General features: G+C 61.5%; 15 protein-coding genes and 2 pseudogenes. 14 read left to right on the top strand and 3 right to left on the bottom strand.

Annotated elements, in window-relative coordinates; translation table 11 throughout:
- Window positions 1–64: 64 nt before the first annotated feature.
- The 13 genes and pseudogenes from A7D27_RS27995 to A7D27_RS18300 all read left to right on the top strand — a co-directional run bounded on the left by A7D27_RS27995 (window position 65) and on the right by A7D27_RS18300 (window position 11,588).
- Entirely contained in the window at window positions 65–721 is a 657-nt protein-coding gene (locus A7D27_RS27995; RefSeq protein ID WP_069565664.1) for a hypothetical protein, read from the top strand.
- The gene (locus A7D27_RS18270) at window positions 718–1,119 is read left to right on the top strand and encodes a PAAR domain-containing protein (protein ID WP_069565665.1); all 402 of its coding nucleotides are present in this window, start codon (window positions 718–720) and stop codon (window positions 1,117–1,119) included. Before A7D27_RS27995 ends, A7D27_RS18270 begins: the two co-directional genes overlap by 4 nt.
- Window positions 1,116–1,679, top strand: a complete 564-nt coding sequence (locus A7D27_RS18275; protein ID WP_083265690.1) for a DUF4123 domain-containing protein — start codon at window positions 1,116–1,118, stop codon at window positions 1,677–1,679. The genes A7D27_RS18270 and A7D27_RS18275 overlap by 4 nt, the downstream gene beginning before the upstream one ends.
- Complete coding sequence (locus A7D27_RS18280) at window positions 1,672–2,037, top strand: hypothetical protein (protein WP_069561251.1); 366 nt, start codon at window positions 1,672–1,674, stop codon at window positions 2,035–2,037. The genes A7D27_RS18275 and A7D27_RS18280 overlap by 8 nt, the downstream gene beginning before the upstream one ends.
- A gap of 181 nt (window positions 2,038–2,218) precedes the next feature.
- On the top strand, window positions 2,219–2,878 hold the full coding sequence (locus A7D27_RS27335) for a restriction endonuclease fold toxin 5 domain-containing protein (protein WP_170832304.1): 660 nt from the start codon (window positions 2,219–2,221) through the stop codon (window positions 2,876–2,878).
- 26 nt (window positions 2,879–2,904) lie between these two features.
- Window positions 2,905–3,624: an Imm52 family immunity protein gene (locus A7D27_RS18285; RefSeq protein WP_069565666.1), complete on the top strand. Its 720-nt coding sequence runs from the start codon at window positions 2,905–2,907 to the stop codon at window positions 3,622–3,624.
- Window positions 3,625–4,153: 529 nt separating this feature from the next.
- On the top strand, window positions 4,154–4,879 hold the full coding sequence (locus tag A7D27_RS27345) for an Imm52 family immunity protein (protein ID WP_083265691.1): 726 nt from the start codon (window positions 4,154–4,156) through the stop codon (window positions 4,877–4,879).
- Window positions 4,880–5,098: 219 nt separating this feature from the next.
- Window positions 5,099–5,446 (top strand): annotated as a pseudogene (locus A7D27_RS27350) (Tox-REase-5 domain-containing protein); the annotation flags it as partial.
- Window positions 5,447–5,459: 13 nt separating this feature from the next.
- Window positions 5,460–6,227 (top strand): Imm52 family immunity protein, encoded by a 768-nt coding sequence (locus tag A7D27_RS27355; protein WP_083265692.1) that lies wholly within the window; start codon window positions 5,460–5,462, stop codon window positions 6,225–6,227.
- 200 nt (window positions 6,228–6,427) lie between these two features.
- Window positions 6,428–6,526, top strand: a pseudogene (locus A7D27_RS29205) (hypothetical protein); the annotation flags it as partial.
- A gap of 91 nt (window positions 6,527–6,617) precedes the next feature.
- On the top strand, window positions 6,618–7,565 hold the full coding sequence (locus A7D27_RS18290) for a hypothetical protein (RefSeq protein WP_069565667.1): 948 nt from the start codon (window positions 6,618–6,620) through the stop codon (window positions 7,563–7,565).
- 106 nt (window positions 7,566–7,671) lie between these two features.
- Entirely contained in the window at window positions 7,672–9,330 is a 1,659-nt protein-coding gene (locus A7D27_RS18295) for a VRR-NUC domain-containing protein (protein ID WP_069565668.1), read from the top strand.
- Window positions 9,327–11,588, top strand: a complete 2,262-nt coding sequence (locus A7D27_RS18300) for an ATP-dependent DNA helicase (RefSeq protein ID WP_069565669.1) — start codon at window positions 9,327–9,329, stop codon at window positions 11,586–11,588. The genes A7D27_RS18295 and A7D27_RS18300 overlap by 4 nt, the downstream gene beginning before the upstream one ends.
- 16 nt (window positions 11,589–11,604) lie before the next feature.
- On the opposite strand, the gene A7D27_RS18305 is transcribed toward A7D27_RS18300, so the two are convergent.
- The gene (locus A7D27_RS18305; RefSeq protein WP_069565674.1) at window positions 11,605–12,645 is read right to left on the bottom strand and encodes an AraC family transcriptional regulator; all 1,041 of its coding nucleotides are present in this window, start codon (window positions 12,643–12,645) and stop codon (window positions 11,605–11,607) included.
- Between the two features lie 243 nt (window positions 12,646–12,888).
- Here A7D27_RS18305 and A7D27_RS18310 point away from each other — a divergent pair, with 243 nt between their 5' ends.
- A complete protein-coding gene (locus A7D27_RS18310; RefSeq protein WP_069565670.1) occupies window positions 12,889–13,833 on the top strand; it encodes a transporter in 945 nt (314 codons plus the stop codon).
- A gap of 118 nt (window positions 13,834–13,951) precedes the next feature.
- On the opposite strand, the gene A7D27_RS18315 is transcribed toward A7D27_RS18310, so the two are convergent.
- Window positions 13,952–15,160, bottom strand: a complete 1,209-nt coding sequence (locus A7D27_RS18315; RefSeq protein ID WP_170832305.1) for a DSD1 family PLP-dependent enzyme — start codon at window positions 15,158–15,160, stop codon at window positions 13,952–13,954.
- An 84-nt stretch (window positions 15,161–15,244) separates the two neighbouring features.
- The coding region (locus A7D27_RS18320) for a D-arabinono-1,4-lactone oxidase (RefSeq protein ID WP_069565672.1) at window positions 15,245–16,221 on the bottom strand (977 nt) is incomplete at its 5' end.

The following is a 16,221-nucleotide window of genomic DNA, read 5'->3' on the forward strand; positions in this document are numbered from 1 at the left end:
ACTCCAACCCCTGATTGAAAAGGGAACGTCGCTGCTGCCTCAGGAGCGCGTACAGGAGTCAGGGATGCATGGTCCAACCTTCACATCGTCTATACGGCTCTATGGCCTGTTCAGCGATGACCTGAATGATTCGGCTAACGATCTACTGGTCACCCACGACGACAGTGGCCACAGCGCAATTCGCGCGTTCGTCTCACGCCTGGACGCCGAAATTGTCTTAAACGCCTGCGGCGCGCAGGGCTATCACGCACGTTTGCTCTCACAGTGCTTTGACCCCAATGCCTACCTTCGGGCACATCAGGGCTGGTTGAGGCTGCACATCTGTTACGGATTCGCAGCACATCAATACAACCTGCTTGAAATGAATGAGTGGCTTGTACCCGTGGGGCGGCTCGCGCAAGTACATATCGGTAAGTGGACAGCCGCGCACTACCTGAGTTGGGGACAGGAACTCACCCAATTACTACAGACCTGCTATGAGCAAGCAGGGCTACGTAACTACAACGCCCAGCTCAATGAATGGGATGACGCCAGCGCATCAGAAATACGCTGGCAGGCAAACGAAGCCCTGAGGGCCATGCCACCTCGCCTTTCCGGCCACGAACCCCTCTCCCAGATCGCCTTGTTCGACGCCGTCGAATGCCGCTGGTGCTTTGCAAGTACCAACAACGACGCGCGCGCCTTACGCACCCAAACACCACCTCAAGGAACCTTGTCATGAGCGGAAAACCTGCCGCACGAGTGGGAGACCCTGCCGCCTGTCCAATACCAGGACACGGCGTCAACCCCATTGTCAGCGGCTCACCGGATGTCCTCTTCGATGGTATGAGCGCAGCCCGACAAACTGACAGCACCGCCTGTGGTGGTGCCTTGGTGGGCAATGTGATCCCCAATGTGCTGATCAACGGCTTGCCGGCGACCACCGTCGGAACGGTCGGGAACCACGGGAACGTCGTGATCGGCGGCTCCGGTACCGTCATCATCGGAATGACGGGCGGTGGTGCAGCGTTCACCCCACCCGTGATCAACACCCCGACCCTGTGCCTGCCGTGCTTGTTGCTGGCAGCAAAGCGCAACGCCGCCTTCGTCCCCCTGGCCAAATTGGGGGCCGCCCCATGAGCCCGGCCACGCAAAGCAGCAGCCAAACCCAGCGCATCTACGAGGCAATACGGCACTACCGGTTTCAGAATCCGCAGCTCCGGCATTTCGCCCTGATCGATGGCGCAACCTATACGACCCTGGGTAATCGGCTCGCTCAAGCAAAGGATGTCCATCAATGGCAGTGGCTGCTCGAAGGTACAGAGCTGGATGGCCTCAAGCAGGCCGGTCCAGCCTTGGTCGCCTTCGAGGACAGCGATGCGCAGGGCAGCCCACTGCTGGAGTGGTTGATACAGCGCGACATCGCCTCCCCACTGCTGTCCTGGCTGTGGAGCATGCAACCCTTCGAGCCCCTCGCCGAACACCTGCGCAAACACCTGTTCACACGTTTGCCGGACGGCCGAAGAGCCTTGCTCCGCTACTACGACCCGAAGGTCCGGCGTGCCCTGGATAGCGTACTCAGCAAAGACCAGCACGCCGAACTGATGGGCCCCATCGCTTACTGGCAGATCTGGCAGCCCCTGAGAAACGAATACCTGACCTTCGTCCCGCCCCAAACCGCAGAGGTGGCCGATGCTTGAACTCACACCCGAGCAACTCGAACACCTGGAAAAGGCACGCGAAGACGAAGTCATCGAAAAACTGCTGCTTGAAATCCGCAGGCATGACCCCGCCTGGCTCGAAGAGATGGGTGAACGGCCCGCCTACCTCTACCTCAGAGAACAGCGCGAAGATGCCTGGCGCCTTGGCATCCGAGACCCCGACCAGGTCGAACGGTTCCTGCGCTATAGCCTGTGGACACCTGATTTCCAGAAGAGCGCGCCGTTCATCAAGTGGATGCAGAGAGCCGTCGAAGACAGCCCCGAACAGCGTTTTCGTGACTACGACAGCGTTATGCAGTTCCTGCGTGCCTTGGACCAATGGCCTACTGACCAGTAACAACAGGGAATGACCGAACATGAGCAACCCCTTCAAACCCTCTGCTGGAACAGGGAATGCTGGCAAATTGGCATTTCGTGGTCCTCCTGTTCTCCCCAGGAGTGGCGGCCCCCGAGTGCCGATAGAGGCACTGGAGGTCCCCCCCAGTAGGCTGCCGATACCGCCACCCAGACCAGCCCCCATGCCTGCACCCTCTACCCAGCCTGCCCCCAGACCGATGCCGCAACCGCAGGTGCAGCCCAAAACACAACAACACACCGATGCGCCCCCCATGACCCGCACACAAACCCGAGAAAAAGAGGAGGTCTGCAAATCGGACGATCAAGATTGCCTCGAATGCCCGCCCGAACAGGGCATGATGGCCATCGCCAATGACGGCAAAGGGCACACCATGTCTGACCTGTCAGCGCGCTATCAGCATTGGGTCACCAACTTCCCCTATCCCCATGAATGGTTATGGAGCGGAACCTGGTGGGATGGTTTCGATAAAAGTCGCTGCACCTTGCTGGAGGCGAAGGCGAATTATGCGTTTATGTTTATTCCGATACTCAATGAACCTCGCCTATGGTCTGGCATTGAAGAAAAACTGTTGACACCAGCCAAAAATCAATCAAAAAAAGCGCAGCCCACTCCGCCTGTTTGGGTGGAGTGGCATTTTCTACAGAAAAATGTATATGAGTACTGCACCGAAAAGTTCATGGAGTTAGGCTTGGTAAATATTAAAACTTTTTGGAACCCCATGCCCGGAAGCAAGGATCATCAGGAGTATGAAGAACTGAGACAAGAAGAAGAAAAACAATGGAATGAGTATATAAAAAATAATCCAGACCTTATTGCATAAGCACGCGCAAAGTTCGGGAGACACACATGTTTGATTATAGGCGCTTTGTTTTCGTTCTTCGCTTTAATAAAGCAAAAATTGTCAGCATTCCTCGCACCACGCAGATTGAAAGGAGCTTTGAATTTTTGCGAGCGCTTGGCGATATATCTCCCATTATGAGCAATTGGTATTTAAAGGGCGACAGCCTTCAAGACGCCCTTACAAAAAACGTCATTCTGAACCCCACCTTTTTGATAGAAAAAATTCAAGACAATTTTGACCCGGAGTATCCTGATGAATTGGATTTTGCCGTCTGGAATGGCGAAGAAGACGTCCTCAAAGGCGGGCTGGCCTTTAGCTACAGCGCACACAACCTAAATAGCATATCAGCCATGCGCTTTGAGGGTGCAGGCTCATTACTTGCCACATTACCGAACGCCTATTCGGTTTTATTAAAAATAATCACCTTAGCGGTGAATATATGGCCTGAGATTGACTGGGCAACCATCACCCCCGCCACATATTATCGATCTGGCAGGGTATTTAAGGACCGCCAAACCATCGGCTGGATTGGCTATTGCCCACACACCTTAACGAAAGAAATGCTCCCTGAAGCAGAAGCGCTTATCCCTATTCCTGAGCACGGCACCATCGTAGTGTCCTGCCCGGAGGTAATGGACGAGAAAAATAAAGCTCACTACGAGCGGGTTGGGGACATTGATACAAAACTAGTCGAATTAGGTTACTTGCCAATGTTTAACACATGAAAGCCTCCACTCAAATTCAGCGCAGAAACCGACTAATCTTCTGAAATAGCCCGCCACTATGCTGACGGCACAGGCCAAACCATACTTGGGCTGTCAGCGCCTTATCAGCCTTGACTAACAGCCCCCACCCCCGTGCGGAAATTGGTGGGATAGCTTCGATAAAGCCGCTGTACATTACTGAAGGCGAAGCGAACTATATATTTATGCTGATCTCAATTATCAACACGCCAAAAATATGGTTTATTTCTTCTGTGAATAACGAATTAATTTTAAAGACATACTCATATGCGAATAAAGCCATCCCAGCACCTACAGTAAGTATTGAGTGGCATTTTTTGCAGGAGGTCGTATATGAGTATTGCTCTTCAAAATATGAAAAATCTGGATACACTAATCTCTCCGCATATTGAAACCCAATGCCTGGGACTCCTGAAAAACAAAAATATGACGAGATCAGGGAGAAAGAGAGGCGTGAAATGGAAGAGTACTATCGGAATAATCCTGGTCTTTTTGTTTAGCAGAGGCATGCATGAGTGATTATTACGCTTCAGAAGAGTTCATAAGAAAAGCCAAAACATTCAGGAAATTCACATTTCACATGCGATTTAATAAGAATAAAATTGAATCACTCTCTCTAGACGAGCACATTTTACGCACCATTGGCTTCCTCAAGGCCATAGGTAGTTTAAGCCCGATTTTGAAGAGCTGGTTTCTGTGTGGTAATTCGCCAGAGGCGGCGAGGCATTTCAGCGTGATGGATAACCCTGAACCCCTGCGCAAAGAAATAACGAATTGGGCAGATGCCCAGGACAGCCCTCTAGCTTCGGCAACACAATACAGTGTGTGGAACGGCGAAGAGGATATCTTTAAGGGCGGGCTTGCCTTTAGCTACTTTGCACACGCTATCCCCCAAATGCCTGCCTACATGGAATTCGAAGAGGCTGGGGCCTTGGTAGCGGCTCTGCCTGACTCTCCAAGAGTGATTATAGATATCCTCAAAACTGCTGCAGAATACTGGCCCGAACTAGAGTGGGGTGTCGCTGCCCCTACGGCGTACTATCTTAAATTACGAACATTCAAAGACAGACTGACAGCGGGATGGATTTGCTACTGCCCATATCTGCTAAAAAAAGACATATTCCCTGAAGCAGAAGAACTTATCCTTATTCCTGAACGCGGCACCATCGTAGTGTCCTGCCCGGGTGTAATGGACGAAAAAAAACAAGGCTCACTACGAGCGGGTCGGGGACATTGATACAAAGCTGGTCGAACTGGGCTATTTGCCAATGTTTAATACTTAAAGCCTCTGATCGAATCCAGCGCAGCGCTCGCCTACTGTTCTGAAATAGCCCACCACTCATGCTGACGGCAAAGGCCACGCTACACCTGCACTGTCAGCGCGTCTAAATTTCCCTTTCCCCATGAATGGTTATGGAGCGGAACCTGGTGGGATGGTTTCGATAAAAGCCGCTGCACTTTGCTGGAGGCGAAGGCGAACTATGCGTTTATGTTTATGCCTATTTTGAACACACCGAAGCTTTGGTTTGAGTCAGCAGTAGAAAAAGAGTTAATCGAAAACGCATTCCGTCATGCCGAAAAAGCTGTCCCGGCACCACCAGTAAAGATCGAATGGCATTTCTTGCAACGAGTGGTCTATGAATATTGCTCAGCAGTTTATCAAGAAGCAGGAAAGGAAAATCTGTTTGCTTTTTGGAATCCAATGCCCGGAGGGGAAGATGCTCGGGAGTATGAAAAAATAAGAAAAGAAGAACAAAGAGAGACAGACGAATACTATCGAACTCACCCATACTTAATGACTTAAGACAGGCACCACAATGAGCGAATACAACAACGAAGAATACACCAATAAAGCAAGGGCATTTAAAAGCTTTTTCTTTATAATGCTTTTCAATAAAGAAAAAATTTTACACGTATCGCACGACGAGCAGCTAGCAAGAAGCTTGATATTTCTTGAGCGCATTGGAAACCTTCACCCCGCATTAAAAAACTGGTATCGCGGCGGCAACTCTCCCCAAGAGGGGTTACGCTTTAATGTCGTAGAGAACCCAGAGCACTTACGTGAAGAAGCAAGCACATGGCACGATAAAGATGAACATGCCAATCCTCAAAGAACCAAATATGTGCTCTGGAATGGCCAAATCGCCCCCTTTAAAGGGGGGCTATCGATATCATACGATGGGCATGGTGCAAGCATAAATAAATCATCAATAAAATTTAAAGACCCCGGCTATTTGCTTTTATCTTTTCCTGGGGCCAGAGAAATATTGATAGGTATCATGAGGGCGGCGGTGGAGGTATGGCCAGAAATTGACTGGGGCGTTATTGCGCCATGGAACCATTACCTCAAGCACAGAGTATTCATGGACCGCCAAACTATTGGCTGGATTGGCTATTGCCCGCATACCTTAACAAAAGAAACAATTCCTGAAGCAGAAAAACTTATCCCTGTTCCTGAACGCGGCACCATCGTAGTGTCCTGTCCTGATGTCATGGACGAAAAAAACAAGGCTCACTACGAGCGGGTCGGGGACATTGATACAAAACTAGTCGAGTTGGGTTACTTACCAATGTTTAATACTTAAAAGCCTTCGATCTAATTCAGCGCAGAGATCGCCCGCCGCTCTGGTATAGCCTGCCACTCATTCTGGCGGCCATACCTGCGCAATCAGCACGTTATCGGTATTGGGTAGCCAATTTCCCTTATCCCCACGAATGGCTGTGGAGGAATCTGGTAGGACTTTTCAATAGATCCCGCTGCTACTTTCTGGACGAAAAGGCTGATGTGGAAGTCTTCGGGCGCAACCTCATCGGCCAGGCCGCCCTCAGCCTCGGCATGGCCAAGACCACCCTGTTCGACAAGGTCAAGAAGTACGGCCTCTGAATCCGCCGGGCGGGTCGGGTGTGAACCCGATGGCGGCAGGGCCGAACCGTTTTGTGGTCCAATGCCGCCCCTCGACAGACAAGGACGCACGATGACCGCACGGATACTCGCCCTGCCCCTGCTCGCCACCACGCTCCTGCTGGGTGGCTGTGACAGTGATTTCGCCACCCTCACCTTCGAGCGCTCGGTGCGCAAGGCCCCGTTCGGCGACGAGCTCCTGCCGGTCTACCGCGAGCAGCTGGAGGCGCTGATGCAGGCACAAGGCATCGACCCGACCCGCATCACCCCACGCATCAAGAACAGCCTGGGCACGGAGCTGGTGCTCAGCGAACCGATCTTCGGCGGCCTGGAACCGGCCCAGAAGACCGCCCTGCAGGCCGCCCTCAAGGCCATCGTCGATGCCCGCCAAGCACCGCTGGACATGCACCTGACCCTGCACCCCGACGACATGCCCCCGAGCCTCCCCCGCGCACGGGAAAAAGCCCTCGAACTACCCCGCGAGTACGACGCCCACTTCACCCTCGACGCGGTGTCCCTCAGCGTGGCGTTCGGCATGACCGACCTGCTCAAAGCAGTCCTGAAGGGCTCGCTGAACATGCAGAGCGAGGTGATGTGCAACGTCACCGCGCAGTTCGAACCCGCCCTGCCCTTCATCGGCATGAAGGTGCCGGAAGAGGAAGGCCCCTACCGCACCCTGATGGTGAAGGACCTCGCCAGCGCTTACTCCTACGACGAGATCCCGGTGGAACTGCGTTTCGCCGACCCGGACCTGCAGGCCCTGGTGAGCCAGCAGAAGGTGCAGGTCACCTCGGCCATTACCGACCGCTCGACCCCCTTCCGCAACAAACGCGGCCTGAAGCAGTTCGAGTTCATCATCGGCCCCGTCGGCACCGTCAATCACGAGAACGCCAAGGTGGATTTCCATTCCCACACCGACCTGGCGGTGAAATGCGAGCACCTGGCCGGCGCCCTTGGCCGCCCCTTCAGCTACAAGCTGGGCGACTCGCTGGATCGGCTGGCTTCGGTGGTCTTCTACTGAGGCACGGCGGGGTGGCGGCACGGGCCACCCCACTGATCGAAATCCGGTTGGGCGCCAGCGCGGATAGCTGTATAAACAGCCAGCCATTCGCCCACCCTGTTCCGCCATGCCCAGCGCCCTCGACGACCCGTTCTATTACCTGAACAACTTCCGCACCGTGCTCGACTGGATCGGCTCGCGCTACGACGACCTGCTGCTGGACGAGGAGCGCGCTTTCCTCGCCGCCTTCGCCGGGCTGCCGCGCGAAGCCCAGGCGCTGCTGGTGCGCATGGTGATGCGCAAGGGCGAGCGCTTCCGCGAGAGCAAGCTGGTGTACGCCGAGATCGGCCCCACCCGCGAAGCGGCGCGCCCGCTGCTGGCGCTGGGCTGGGTGGATGCAGCGCCCGCGCTGGACCTGGAGCAGCTCTTCGCCCTGCTGCGCAAACCGGAGATCGCCACCTGCTTCGGCGCCGAGTTGGGCCGGGGTGACGCACGCAAGGCCGAGCAACTGGCGCGGCTGCAACCCCTGTACCCCGAGCTGCGCCCCTTCGACGCCTGGTGCCCGGCGCTGGACGACCGCGTCTACGCGCTGCGCCTGATGCCCCTGTGCGACCGGCTGCGGCTGATGTTCTTCGGCAACCTGACCCAGGACTGGTCCGAGTTCGTGCTCGCCGACCTGGGCATCCACCAGTACGAGCAGGTGGCGCTGGAAGCCGATGCCCGCGGCTTCCGCCACCGCGATGACGTGGACCTGTACCTGCACCTGCACCAGTGCCGCGAGCGGCTGGAAGCCGGCGACGCCTGCCCGGCCACGCTGCTGGCGGACATCCCCCCGGCCAACGACAACCTCTGGCTGCAAAGCCGGCGCGCGCGGCTGCTGTTCCAGCTCGGCCAGCACTGCGAACGCCTTGGCGAGCTGGACCTGGCCCTGGCCGTCTACCGCGACTGCCCCTGGCCCGGCGCACGCATCCGCCAGTTGCGGGTGCTGGAGCGTCTGGAAGCCTTCGAGCAGGCCCACGCGCTCGCCCTGGCCCTGGCCGACGCCCCCGGCGACGAGGAAGAGCGCCAGCACCTGGCGCGCATCCTCCCGCGCCTGCAGCGCAAGCTCGGCCTGCCCCGCGCCGGCGCCCGCAAGCCGGCACCGGTCCAGCGGCTGGACCTGCACCTGCCGCGCCCCGAGCCATTCGTCTCGGTGGAGCACAGCGTGCTGGCTCACCTCAGCGACGACGACGGGCCGGTGCACTACGTCGAGAACACGCTGATCAACTCGCTGTTCGGCCTGCTGTGCTGGGAGGCCATCTTCCACCCGCTGCCCGGGGCCTTCTTCCACCCCTTCCATGCCGGCCCGGCCGACCTGCTGGCCCCGGACTTCCACGCCCGCCGCGCCGAGCACTTCGCCGCCTGCCTGGCCCGGCTGGACGACGGCAGCTGGCGTGACGCCATGCGCCACACCTACCGCACCAAGCACGGCCTGCAATCGCCCTTCGTCTACTGGGGCGTGCTGGACGAAACCCTGCTGGAGCAGGCCCTGCATTGCCTGCCAGCCGACCACCTGAAGCACTGGTTCCGCCGCCTGCTGCAGAACATCAAGGCCAACCGCGCCGGGCTGCCGGACCTGATCCGCTTCTGGCCCGGCCAGGGGCGCTACCAGATGATCGAAGTGAAGGGACCCGGCGACCGCCTGCAGGACAACCAGTTGCGCTGGCTGGACTTCTGCGCCGAGCACGGCATGCCGGTGAGCGTGTGCTACGTGCAATGGGCCGACACCGAGGCCCTCCCGGCATGACCTACCGCGTGGCGGTGCGGGCCCTGTGCGAGTTCACCGCCAAGCGCGGCGACCTCGACCTGCGCTTCACCCCCTCCCCCACAGCCCAGGAAGGCATCGCCGGCCATGTCCTGGTGGCGGCCCGGCGGGGCGACGGCTACCAGCGCGAAGTGCCCCTGGCCGGCGCGTTCGGCCCGCTGCAGGTGCGCGGTCGCGCCGACGGCTACGACCCGGCAGGCAACCGTCTGGAAGAGGTGAAGACCCACCGCGGTGACCTGGCCCGCCAGCCCGACAATCACCGTCACCTGCACTGGGCCCAGGTGCGCGTCTACGGCTGGCTGCTGTGCGCCGAACGCGGGCTGGACGAGGTGGAGCTGGCACTGGTCTACCTCGATGTCGCCAGCCAGAAGGAGACCCTCTTCACCACCCGCGCCAGCGCCGCCGAACTGCGGGCCTTCTTCGAGGCCCAGTGCCAGGCCTTCCTCGCCTGGGCCGAGCAGGAGCTGGCCCACCAGGCCCGGCGGGACGGTGCCCTGCAGGCCCTGCGCTTTCCCCATGCCAGCTTCCGCCCCGGCCAGCGGGAACTGGCCGAGGCGGTGTACAAGGCCGCCAGCACCGGCTGCTGCCTGATGGCCCAGGCGCCCACCGGCATCGGCAAGACCCTGGCCACCCTGTTCCCCCAGCTCAAGGCCCTGGGCGGCGGGCGCCTGGAGCGCCTGTTCTTCCTCGCCGCCAAGACACCCGGCCGGCAACTGGCCCTGCACAGCCTGGCGACCCTGCGCGACAGCGTGGACGGGTGGCCCGTGCGGGTGCTGGAGCTGACCGCCCGCGACAAGGCCTGCGAACACCCCGGCAGCGCCTGCCACGGCGACGCCTGCCCCCTGGCACGGGGTTTCTACGACCGCCTGCCGGCTGCCCGCGAGGCGGCTGCGGAACGGCGCTGGCTGGACCGCGCCGCCCTGCGCGAGGTGGCCCTGGCCCACGGCGTCTGTCCCTATTACCTGGGCCAGGAGATGGCGCGCTGGAGCGACGTCGTGGTGGGGGATTACAACTACTACTTCGACCTCGGCGCCCTGCTCTTCGGCCTTGCCCAGCTCAACCAGTGGCAGGTGGGCGTGCTGGTGGACGAAGCCCACAACCTGGTGGAGCGCGCCCGCGCCATGTACAGCGCCGAGTTGCGCCAGGGCACGCTGAAAGCCCTGGTCCGCAGCGTGCCCGGCCCGCTGAAGAAGCCCCTGGAGCGGGTGCAGCGCTGCTGGAGCGAGCTGAACAAGGCCCAGTTGACGGATTACCAGGCCTACGACGAACCGCCGCAGAAGCTGCTGGGCGCGCTGCAGAACGCGGTCACCGCCATCACCGACCACCTGGCGGACCAGCCCGGCGCGCCGCTGGACCCGGCGCTGATGACGTTCTACTTCGATGCCCTGCACTTCACCCGCATGGCCGAACTCTTCGACACCCACTCGCTGTTCGACCTGAACGCCTGCGGCAGCGGCCGCAACCGCCACTCCACCCTGTGCCTGCGCAACCTGGTGCCGGCTCCCTTCATCGGCCCGCGCCTGGAGGCCAGTCGTTCCACCGTGCTGTTCTCCGCCACCCTCAACCCGCGCCGCTACTACAGCGACCTGCTGGGGGTGCCGGGCAACACGCCGTGGCTGGAGGTGCAATCGCCCTTCACCGCCGAGCAGTTGCAGGTGCGGGTGGCCCAGCGCCTCTCCACCCGTTACCAGCACCGGGCGCAATCCCTGGAGCCCATCGTCGAACTGATGGCCGACCAGTTCTACCAGCGCCCCGGCCATTACCTGGCGTTCTTCAGCAGCTACCAGTACCTCGAACAGGTGGCCACGCTGTTCGCCGAGCGCCACCCCTTCATCCCGGCCTGGAGCCAGTCGCGGAGCATGGGTGAGGCCGAGCGCCTGGCTTTTCTCGAACGCTTCACCGAGGGCGGGCGCGGCATCGGCTTCGCCGTGCTCGGCGGGGCCTTCGGCGAAGGCATCGACCTGCCCGGCGAGCGCCTCATCGGCGCCTTCATCGCCACCCTCGGCCTGCCCCAGGTGAACCCGGTGAACGAGCAGTTGAAGCAGCGCATGGCCGCGATCTTCCAGGCCGGCTACGACTACACCTACCTCTATCCGGGCCTGCAGAAAGTGGTGCAGGCCGCCGGCCGGGTGATCCGCACCCAGGGCGACCGGGGCGTGGTGCACCTGATGGACGAACGCTTCGCCCAACCCGAGATCCGCCGGCTGCTGCCCAGTTGGTGGCGGGTGGAGATGGGTTGAGCGCCGGGCCACTGCGTCACTGCGCGGCCATCACCTCGTCGCGGCTGGCCGAGGGGCTCTGCCCGGTCCAGCGCTTGAAGGCCCGGCGAAAGCCGCGCACGTCGCTGTAGCCGAGCGCTTCGGCGATGCGCTCGATGGGCATTTCGGGGTTGCTCAACAGGCTCATGGCCCGCGCCCGGCGCACCTGTTCCAGCAGGGTTTCGAAGGTGATGCCGTGCTCGCTCAGGCGTCGGCGCAGGGTCCGGCTGCTCATGTTCAGCCCGTGGGCCACGGTGTCGATGGGGCTGCCCTGGGGCAGGTCGCGGGCGATGGCGCGCTCCACGGTCTGCAGCAGGCTGGCCTTCTGCTGCACCTGGGCGCTTTCCAGTTCCAGCAATTGCAGGGCCTGGCGCAGGGCCACCGGCTGGTGGCCGGGCAGCGTCCTGTCCAGCCAGTGGCTGGCGAACACCATGCGGTTGTGCAGGCAGCCGAAGTGCAGGTTCGGCCCCAGCAGGCGCTGGTACTGCTCGACGTAGGGCGGCACGCCATGGGTGAACTCGAAGCGCAGGGGCTGGAATTCGGCGCTGGCCAGGGCTTGGTTGTAGACCATCAGGCTGGCGAAGAACTCTTCAACGGCGAACACCTGCACATCGGCGTAGGGCAGCCGGCATACCACTTCCACGAAACTCTCGGCGGCCCCTTCGTGCAGGCTGTAGACCGCCATGCTGCCGGCGGTGTGCTGGAAGCGCAGGCCCACCTCGAAGGCGTCGCGCAGGGTCTTGCACAGCGACAGCACGTGGCCGAGCAGGCCGAGCGTGCCGAGCACGTTGCGGTGCCCCACCCACAGCCCCAGCCCCCCTTCCGGGAAGGCCGCGAGGGCGCGCTGGATGAGGGTTGCCGCCTGGCGGTAGGAGATGCGCTGGGCCGGGTCCTGGAGGTCATCGGGGGTGAAGCCCAGGCCACGGCACAGGCGTTCGCTGCTGATGCCCCGGTCGCTCACCACCTCTGCCAGGGTCTGCAGCAGGAAGGGTGAAACCTGGGCCAGGTCGTACTGGGCGTCGAGGGGCGTGAAGGTCATGGCAGGCACATCCGAATCCGTCGCCTGAGGGTTCTTGTTGTGGGGCCAGGCGCGCAGGGTGGCCATCATAACCCGTTCGGGATCGCCCCAAGAGGGGTTGTAACAGCGTATTGCAGCCTGGCCTTGAATGCCCCCTGGCTGTCCGGCAATGCCCTGCTCCGCCAGGCCGCCAGCGCTTATTCCTATGGCGCCGCCCGAGGAGCCCTCCGGCGGCGCCCACACACAATAACAATGAGCACCCTCATGAACCCGAACCGTGCCACTTGGCTGCTTCCCCCTGCAGCCGCCCTCGCCATTGCCCTGCCACTGACCGCCCAGGCCACCGAGAACGGTGTCGACAACATCGGCCCCGGCACCGATGGCTTCTACGTCCTGCCGCTGGACGTGAACAGCCTTCCGGACCACATGTTCGCCTTCAACCTCTACTACAACCATTACGAGTCGAAGAAGCTGGACATCAGTTCCCTGGGCGGCAAGGTGCCGGGGGTGAAGATCACCTCCGATGCGATCATCCCGCGCCTGGACTACCTCAGCCCGCTGCGCCTGCTGGGCGGCCGGGTCGGTGGCTACGTGGCGCAGCCCTACATGCGCCAGCAGGTGGCGCTGTTCGGCCAAGAGAGCCGCCGCGAAGCCCAGGGCGACACCACCATCGCGCCACTGATCCTCTGGGACATGGGCAAGGACCTGACCCTGGGCGCCGCCCTGGAGATCACCCTGCCCACCGGCAGCTACGACGCTGCACGGCTGGCCAACACCGGCAACAACTTCGTCACCTACAAGCCGCTGCTCTCGGCCACCTGGCAGCCCAGCGAGCGCACCGAGCTGTCGGTCAAGGCCACCTACAGCTTCAACAAGGAGAACCCGGACACCGACTACCAGTCCGGCCAACTGTTCCACTTCGACTACTCCACCAGCTACCGGGTGACCGATAACCTGCGCCTGGGCCTGAACGGCTACTACGTGAAGCAGACCACCGACGACAAGCAGTTCGGCCGCACGGTGACCTTCATGGGTGAGGAGCTGGACGACGGTATGCGCGGGCAGGTCTTCGCCATCGGCCCGGCGGTGCACCTGACCTTCCTCAAGTACGCCAGCGTGGAGATGCGCTGGGCCAAGGAGTTCGCCGTGGAGAACCGCCCGGAAGGCGAGATGTTCTGGGCCAAGGTGAACCTGCCGTTCAGCCTCTGACCCGTCCCGGAACGCAGAACCCCAGGCAATGGCCTGGGGTTCTCTCGTCAGTTAGCACCTACCGCAGGAGCGCGCGCTGCTCGCAAAGCACTTCAAGCAGAGTGGGCTGACCCCGCGCTCAGCCGTACACCGGCCACTGCTCGACGATACGCCCGTCACGCACCGCCAGCAGGTCGCCGAACTGCAGGAGGATGGATTCGGACTGGGTCGGCCGCAGGAACACCTGGTCATCCACGCCCAGGCCGACGGCGTGGGAGCCGTTGATCATTTCCTGGTTGGAGCTGCGCCCGTAGAGGCCGTTGAACTGCAGGCCCGTGGGCGATTCCGGTTCGGCCATCCAGTTGCCGCCGTAGATGAAGAAGGTCTCGCGCTGGTTCGGGTCCCACCAGGAGAACAGTGCCGACTTGCCGTCCAGCGCCGGGATGCGCACCGCGCCGGTGCTCTTGAGCACGGGGGTGGCGATGTAGGCCGCCGGCTGGTGTTCCTCCAGGGACGGCAGGTCGTAGTGGGTGGGCTTGAGCAGCGCCGAGCCCACCGAGACCTCGCTGCTGGTGCGCTCGCGCTCGTGCATGCGGTAGCTGGGGCTGCCGGCGGTGTTCAGGGTCAGGTCCGGGCGCCACAGCGAGGGGTGTTGGGTGCGGGCGTAGTCGACGAAGCCGTCGTACAGCGTCATCACCTTGGCGAAGAGGGCCTCGGGCGAGCCGAGGATGCCCGGTACGCCCATGCCGACGAAGGGGTCGTAGCCCATGAAGCCGGCGAACTCCAGGTGCTGCGGATTGGCGCCGATCAGGTCGAGCATCCGCCCGAGGCCGGCCGTGTCCTGCACGCCGCCCCGGTGCAGCCCCACGTCCAGTTCGATGTTGATGCGCATGCGTATGTTCAGGGCCTTCGCCAGCGCCAGGTACTGGGCCAGTCGCTCGGGCGTGTCGAGCAGCCACTGCAGCTGCCGGGCCGGGTCGAAGGGGCCGCGATGGGCCTCGTAGAACAGTTGCGCCGCACGCACCGGCAGGGGCTTGCCGAGCAGGATGTCCGACTCGGGGAAGCGCTCGGCGTCGTGGTTGAGGAAGGGCTGGTGGAACGACATCAGCCGCTGGGTGCCGGCACGCTTGGCGATGTAGTCCAGCAGTTGCGGCGACGGCAGGGACTTCTCCACCAGGCGAAGCGACTTGCCGGCACGGCGCACCGACTGCATCACCACGTCGATGTTGTGGTCCAGCCGGTCGAGGTCGATCAGCATCACCGGGTGCATCGGCCCGTGGGCCTTCAGCTCGCGGTTCAGTCGAGCGAAGTAATCGCTGTACGGGGCGCCCTTGTCGGCCGGCCGCAGCCAGGCGCCGACACCGGCGAGCAGTACGCCGGCACCGGCCGTGCCGACGAGGAATCTGCGACGGTTCATGGCTTCTCCTTGTTGTCAGGCCACGCCGAGGATCGAGGACAGGTGCGCATTGAGGAACTTGCCACTCGGGTCCAGCGCCTGGCGCACCTCGGTGAACTCCTTCCAGCGCGGGTAGAGCGCCTGCAGGGTGCGCGCGTTGAGCGTGTGCAGCTTGCCCCAGTGCGGCCGGCCGGCGTACTTCCAGAAGATCGGTTCGACGGCGGCGAAGAAGTTGTGGTGGTCCATGCTGTAGTGCTGGTGCACGGAGATGGAGCAGCTGTCGCGGCCCTCGAACATGCTCAGGGGAATGTCGTCGGCCTTCACGTAGCGGTACTCGATGGGGAACCAGGTGCGCAGGTCCTTGTCGCGGATCAGCGCAAGGATCTCCCGCAGGCAGGCCGGGCCATGCTCGGCGGGCACCGAGTATTCCATCTCGTTGAAGCGCACGTTGCGCACGTTGGCGTAGATCTCGTGGGAGTCGCCGACCCGGTCGTCGAAGCTGGCGATGTGGCGCAGGCTGTTGAGCAGTGCGCGGCGCGCGGCAGGGAAGTCGCTGCCGTACTTGTCGAGGTTCTCGATGATCTTCACGAAGCCGTTGCCGCCCTCCTCCTCCGGGTCCAGCGGCGGCGTGGCCGGGTCGGTGGTCTCGTTGAGGGCGACGGACAGCGCGTAGTCGGAATGGGTGATCACCAGCATCTCCCAGTGCTGGTTGTCGCGGGTGAGGTTGCCCACGTCCTCCAGCAGTTCTTCGGTGCTGGCGATCCACTGCTTCTCGCGCAGGCGATAGGCCTCGCGGTTCTGCAGGCGCACCCGCGTCGCCACGCCCAGGGCGCCCAGGGACACCCGCGCGGCGTTGAACACCTCGGGGTGGTGCTGGGCATCGCAGTCCAGCACCTCGCCACTGGCGGTCACCAGTTGCAGGCCGGTGACCAGCGAGGAATAGGAGCCGAAACCGACCCCGGTGCCGTGGGTCGAGGTGGCGATCGCCCCGGCCAGGGTCTGGTAATCGATGT

The organism is Pseudomonas sp. 1D4 (assembly GCF_001728925.1).
GTDB classification, from domain to species: domain Bacteria; phylum Pseudomonadota; class Gammaproteobacteria; order Pseudomonadales; family Pseudomonadaceae; genus Metapseudomonas; species Metapseudomonas otitidis.

Bases quoted from the DNA above. Each gene is read 5' to 3' on its own strand.
- A7D27_RS18270 (WP_069565665.1), top strand. From the start codon at position 718: ATGAGCGGAAAACCTGCCGCACGAGTGGGAGACCCTGCCGCCTGTCCA.
- A7D27_RS18275 (WP_083265690.1), top strand. From the start codon at position 1,116: ATGAGCCCGGCCACGCAAAGCAGCAGCCAAACCCAGCGCATCTACGAG.
- A7D27_RS18300 (WP_069565669.1), top strand. From the start codon at position 9,327: ATGACCTACCGCGTGGCGGTGCGGGCCCTGTGCGAGTTCACCGCCAAG.
- A7D27_RS27335 (WP_170832304.1), top strand. From the start codon at position 2,219: ATGCCTGCACCCTCTACCCAGCCTGCCCCCAGACCGATGCCGCAACCG.
- A7D27_RS18280 (WP_069561251.1), top strand. From the start codon at position 1,672: ATGCTTGAACTCACACCCGAGCAACTCGAACACCTGGAAAAGGCACGC.
- A7D27_RS18310 (WP_069565670.1), top strand. From the start codon at position 12,889: ATGAACCCGAACCGTGCCACTTGGCTGCTTCCCCCTGCAGCCGCCCTC.
- A7D27_RS27995 (WP_069565664.1), top strand. From the start codon at position 65: ATGCATGGTCCAACCTTCACATCGTCTATACGGCTCTATGGCCTGTTC.
- A7D27_RS27345 (WP_083265691.1), top strand. From the start codon at position 4,154: ATGAGTGATTATTACGCTTCAGAAGAGTTCATAAGAAAAGCCAAAACA.
- A7D27_RS18285 (WP_069565666.1), top strand. From the start codon at position 2,905: ATGTTTGATTATAGGCGCTTTGTTTTCGTTCTTCGCTTTAATAAAGCA.
- A7D27_RS18295 (WP_069565668.1), top strand. From the start codon at position 7,672: ATGCCCAGCGCCCTCGACGACCCGTTCTATTACCTGAACAACTTCCGC.
- A7D27_RS18305 (WP_069565674.1), bottom strand. From the start codon at position 12,645: ATGACCTTCACGCCCCTCGACGCCCAGTACGACCTGGCCCAGGTTTCA.
- A7D27_RS27355 (WP_083265692.1), top strand. From the start codon at position 5,460: ATGAGCGAATACAACAACGAAGAATACACCAATAAAGCAAGGGCATTT.
- A7D27_RS18290 (WP_069565667.1), top strand. From the start codon at position 6,618: ATGACCGCACGGATACTCGCCCTGCCCCTGCTCGCCACCACGCTCCTG.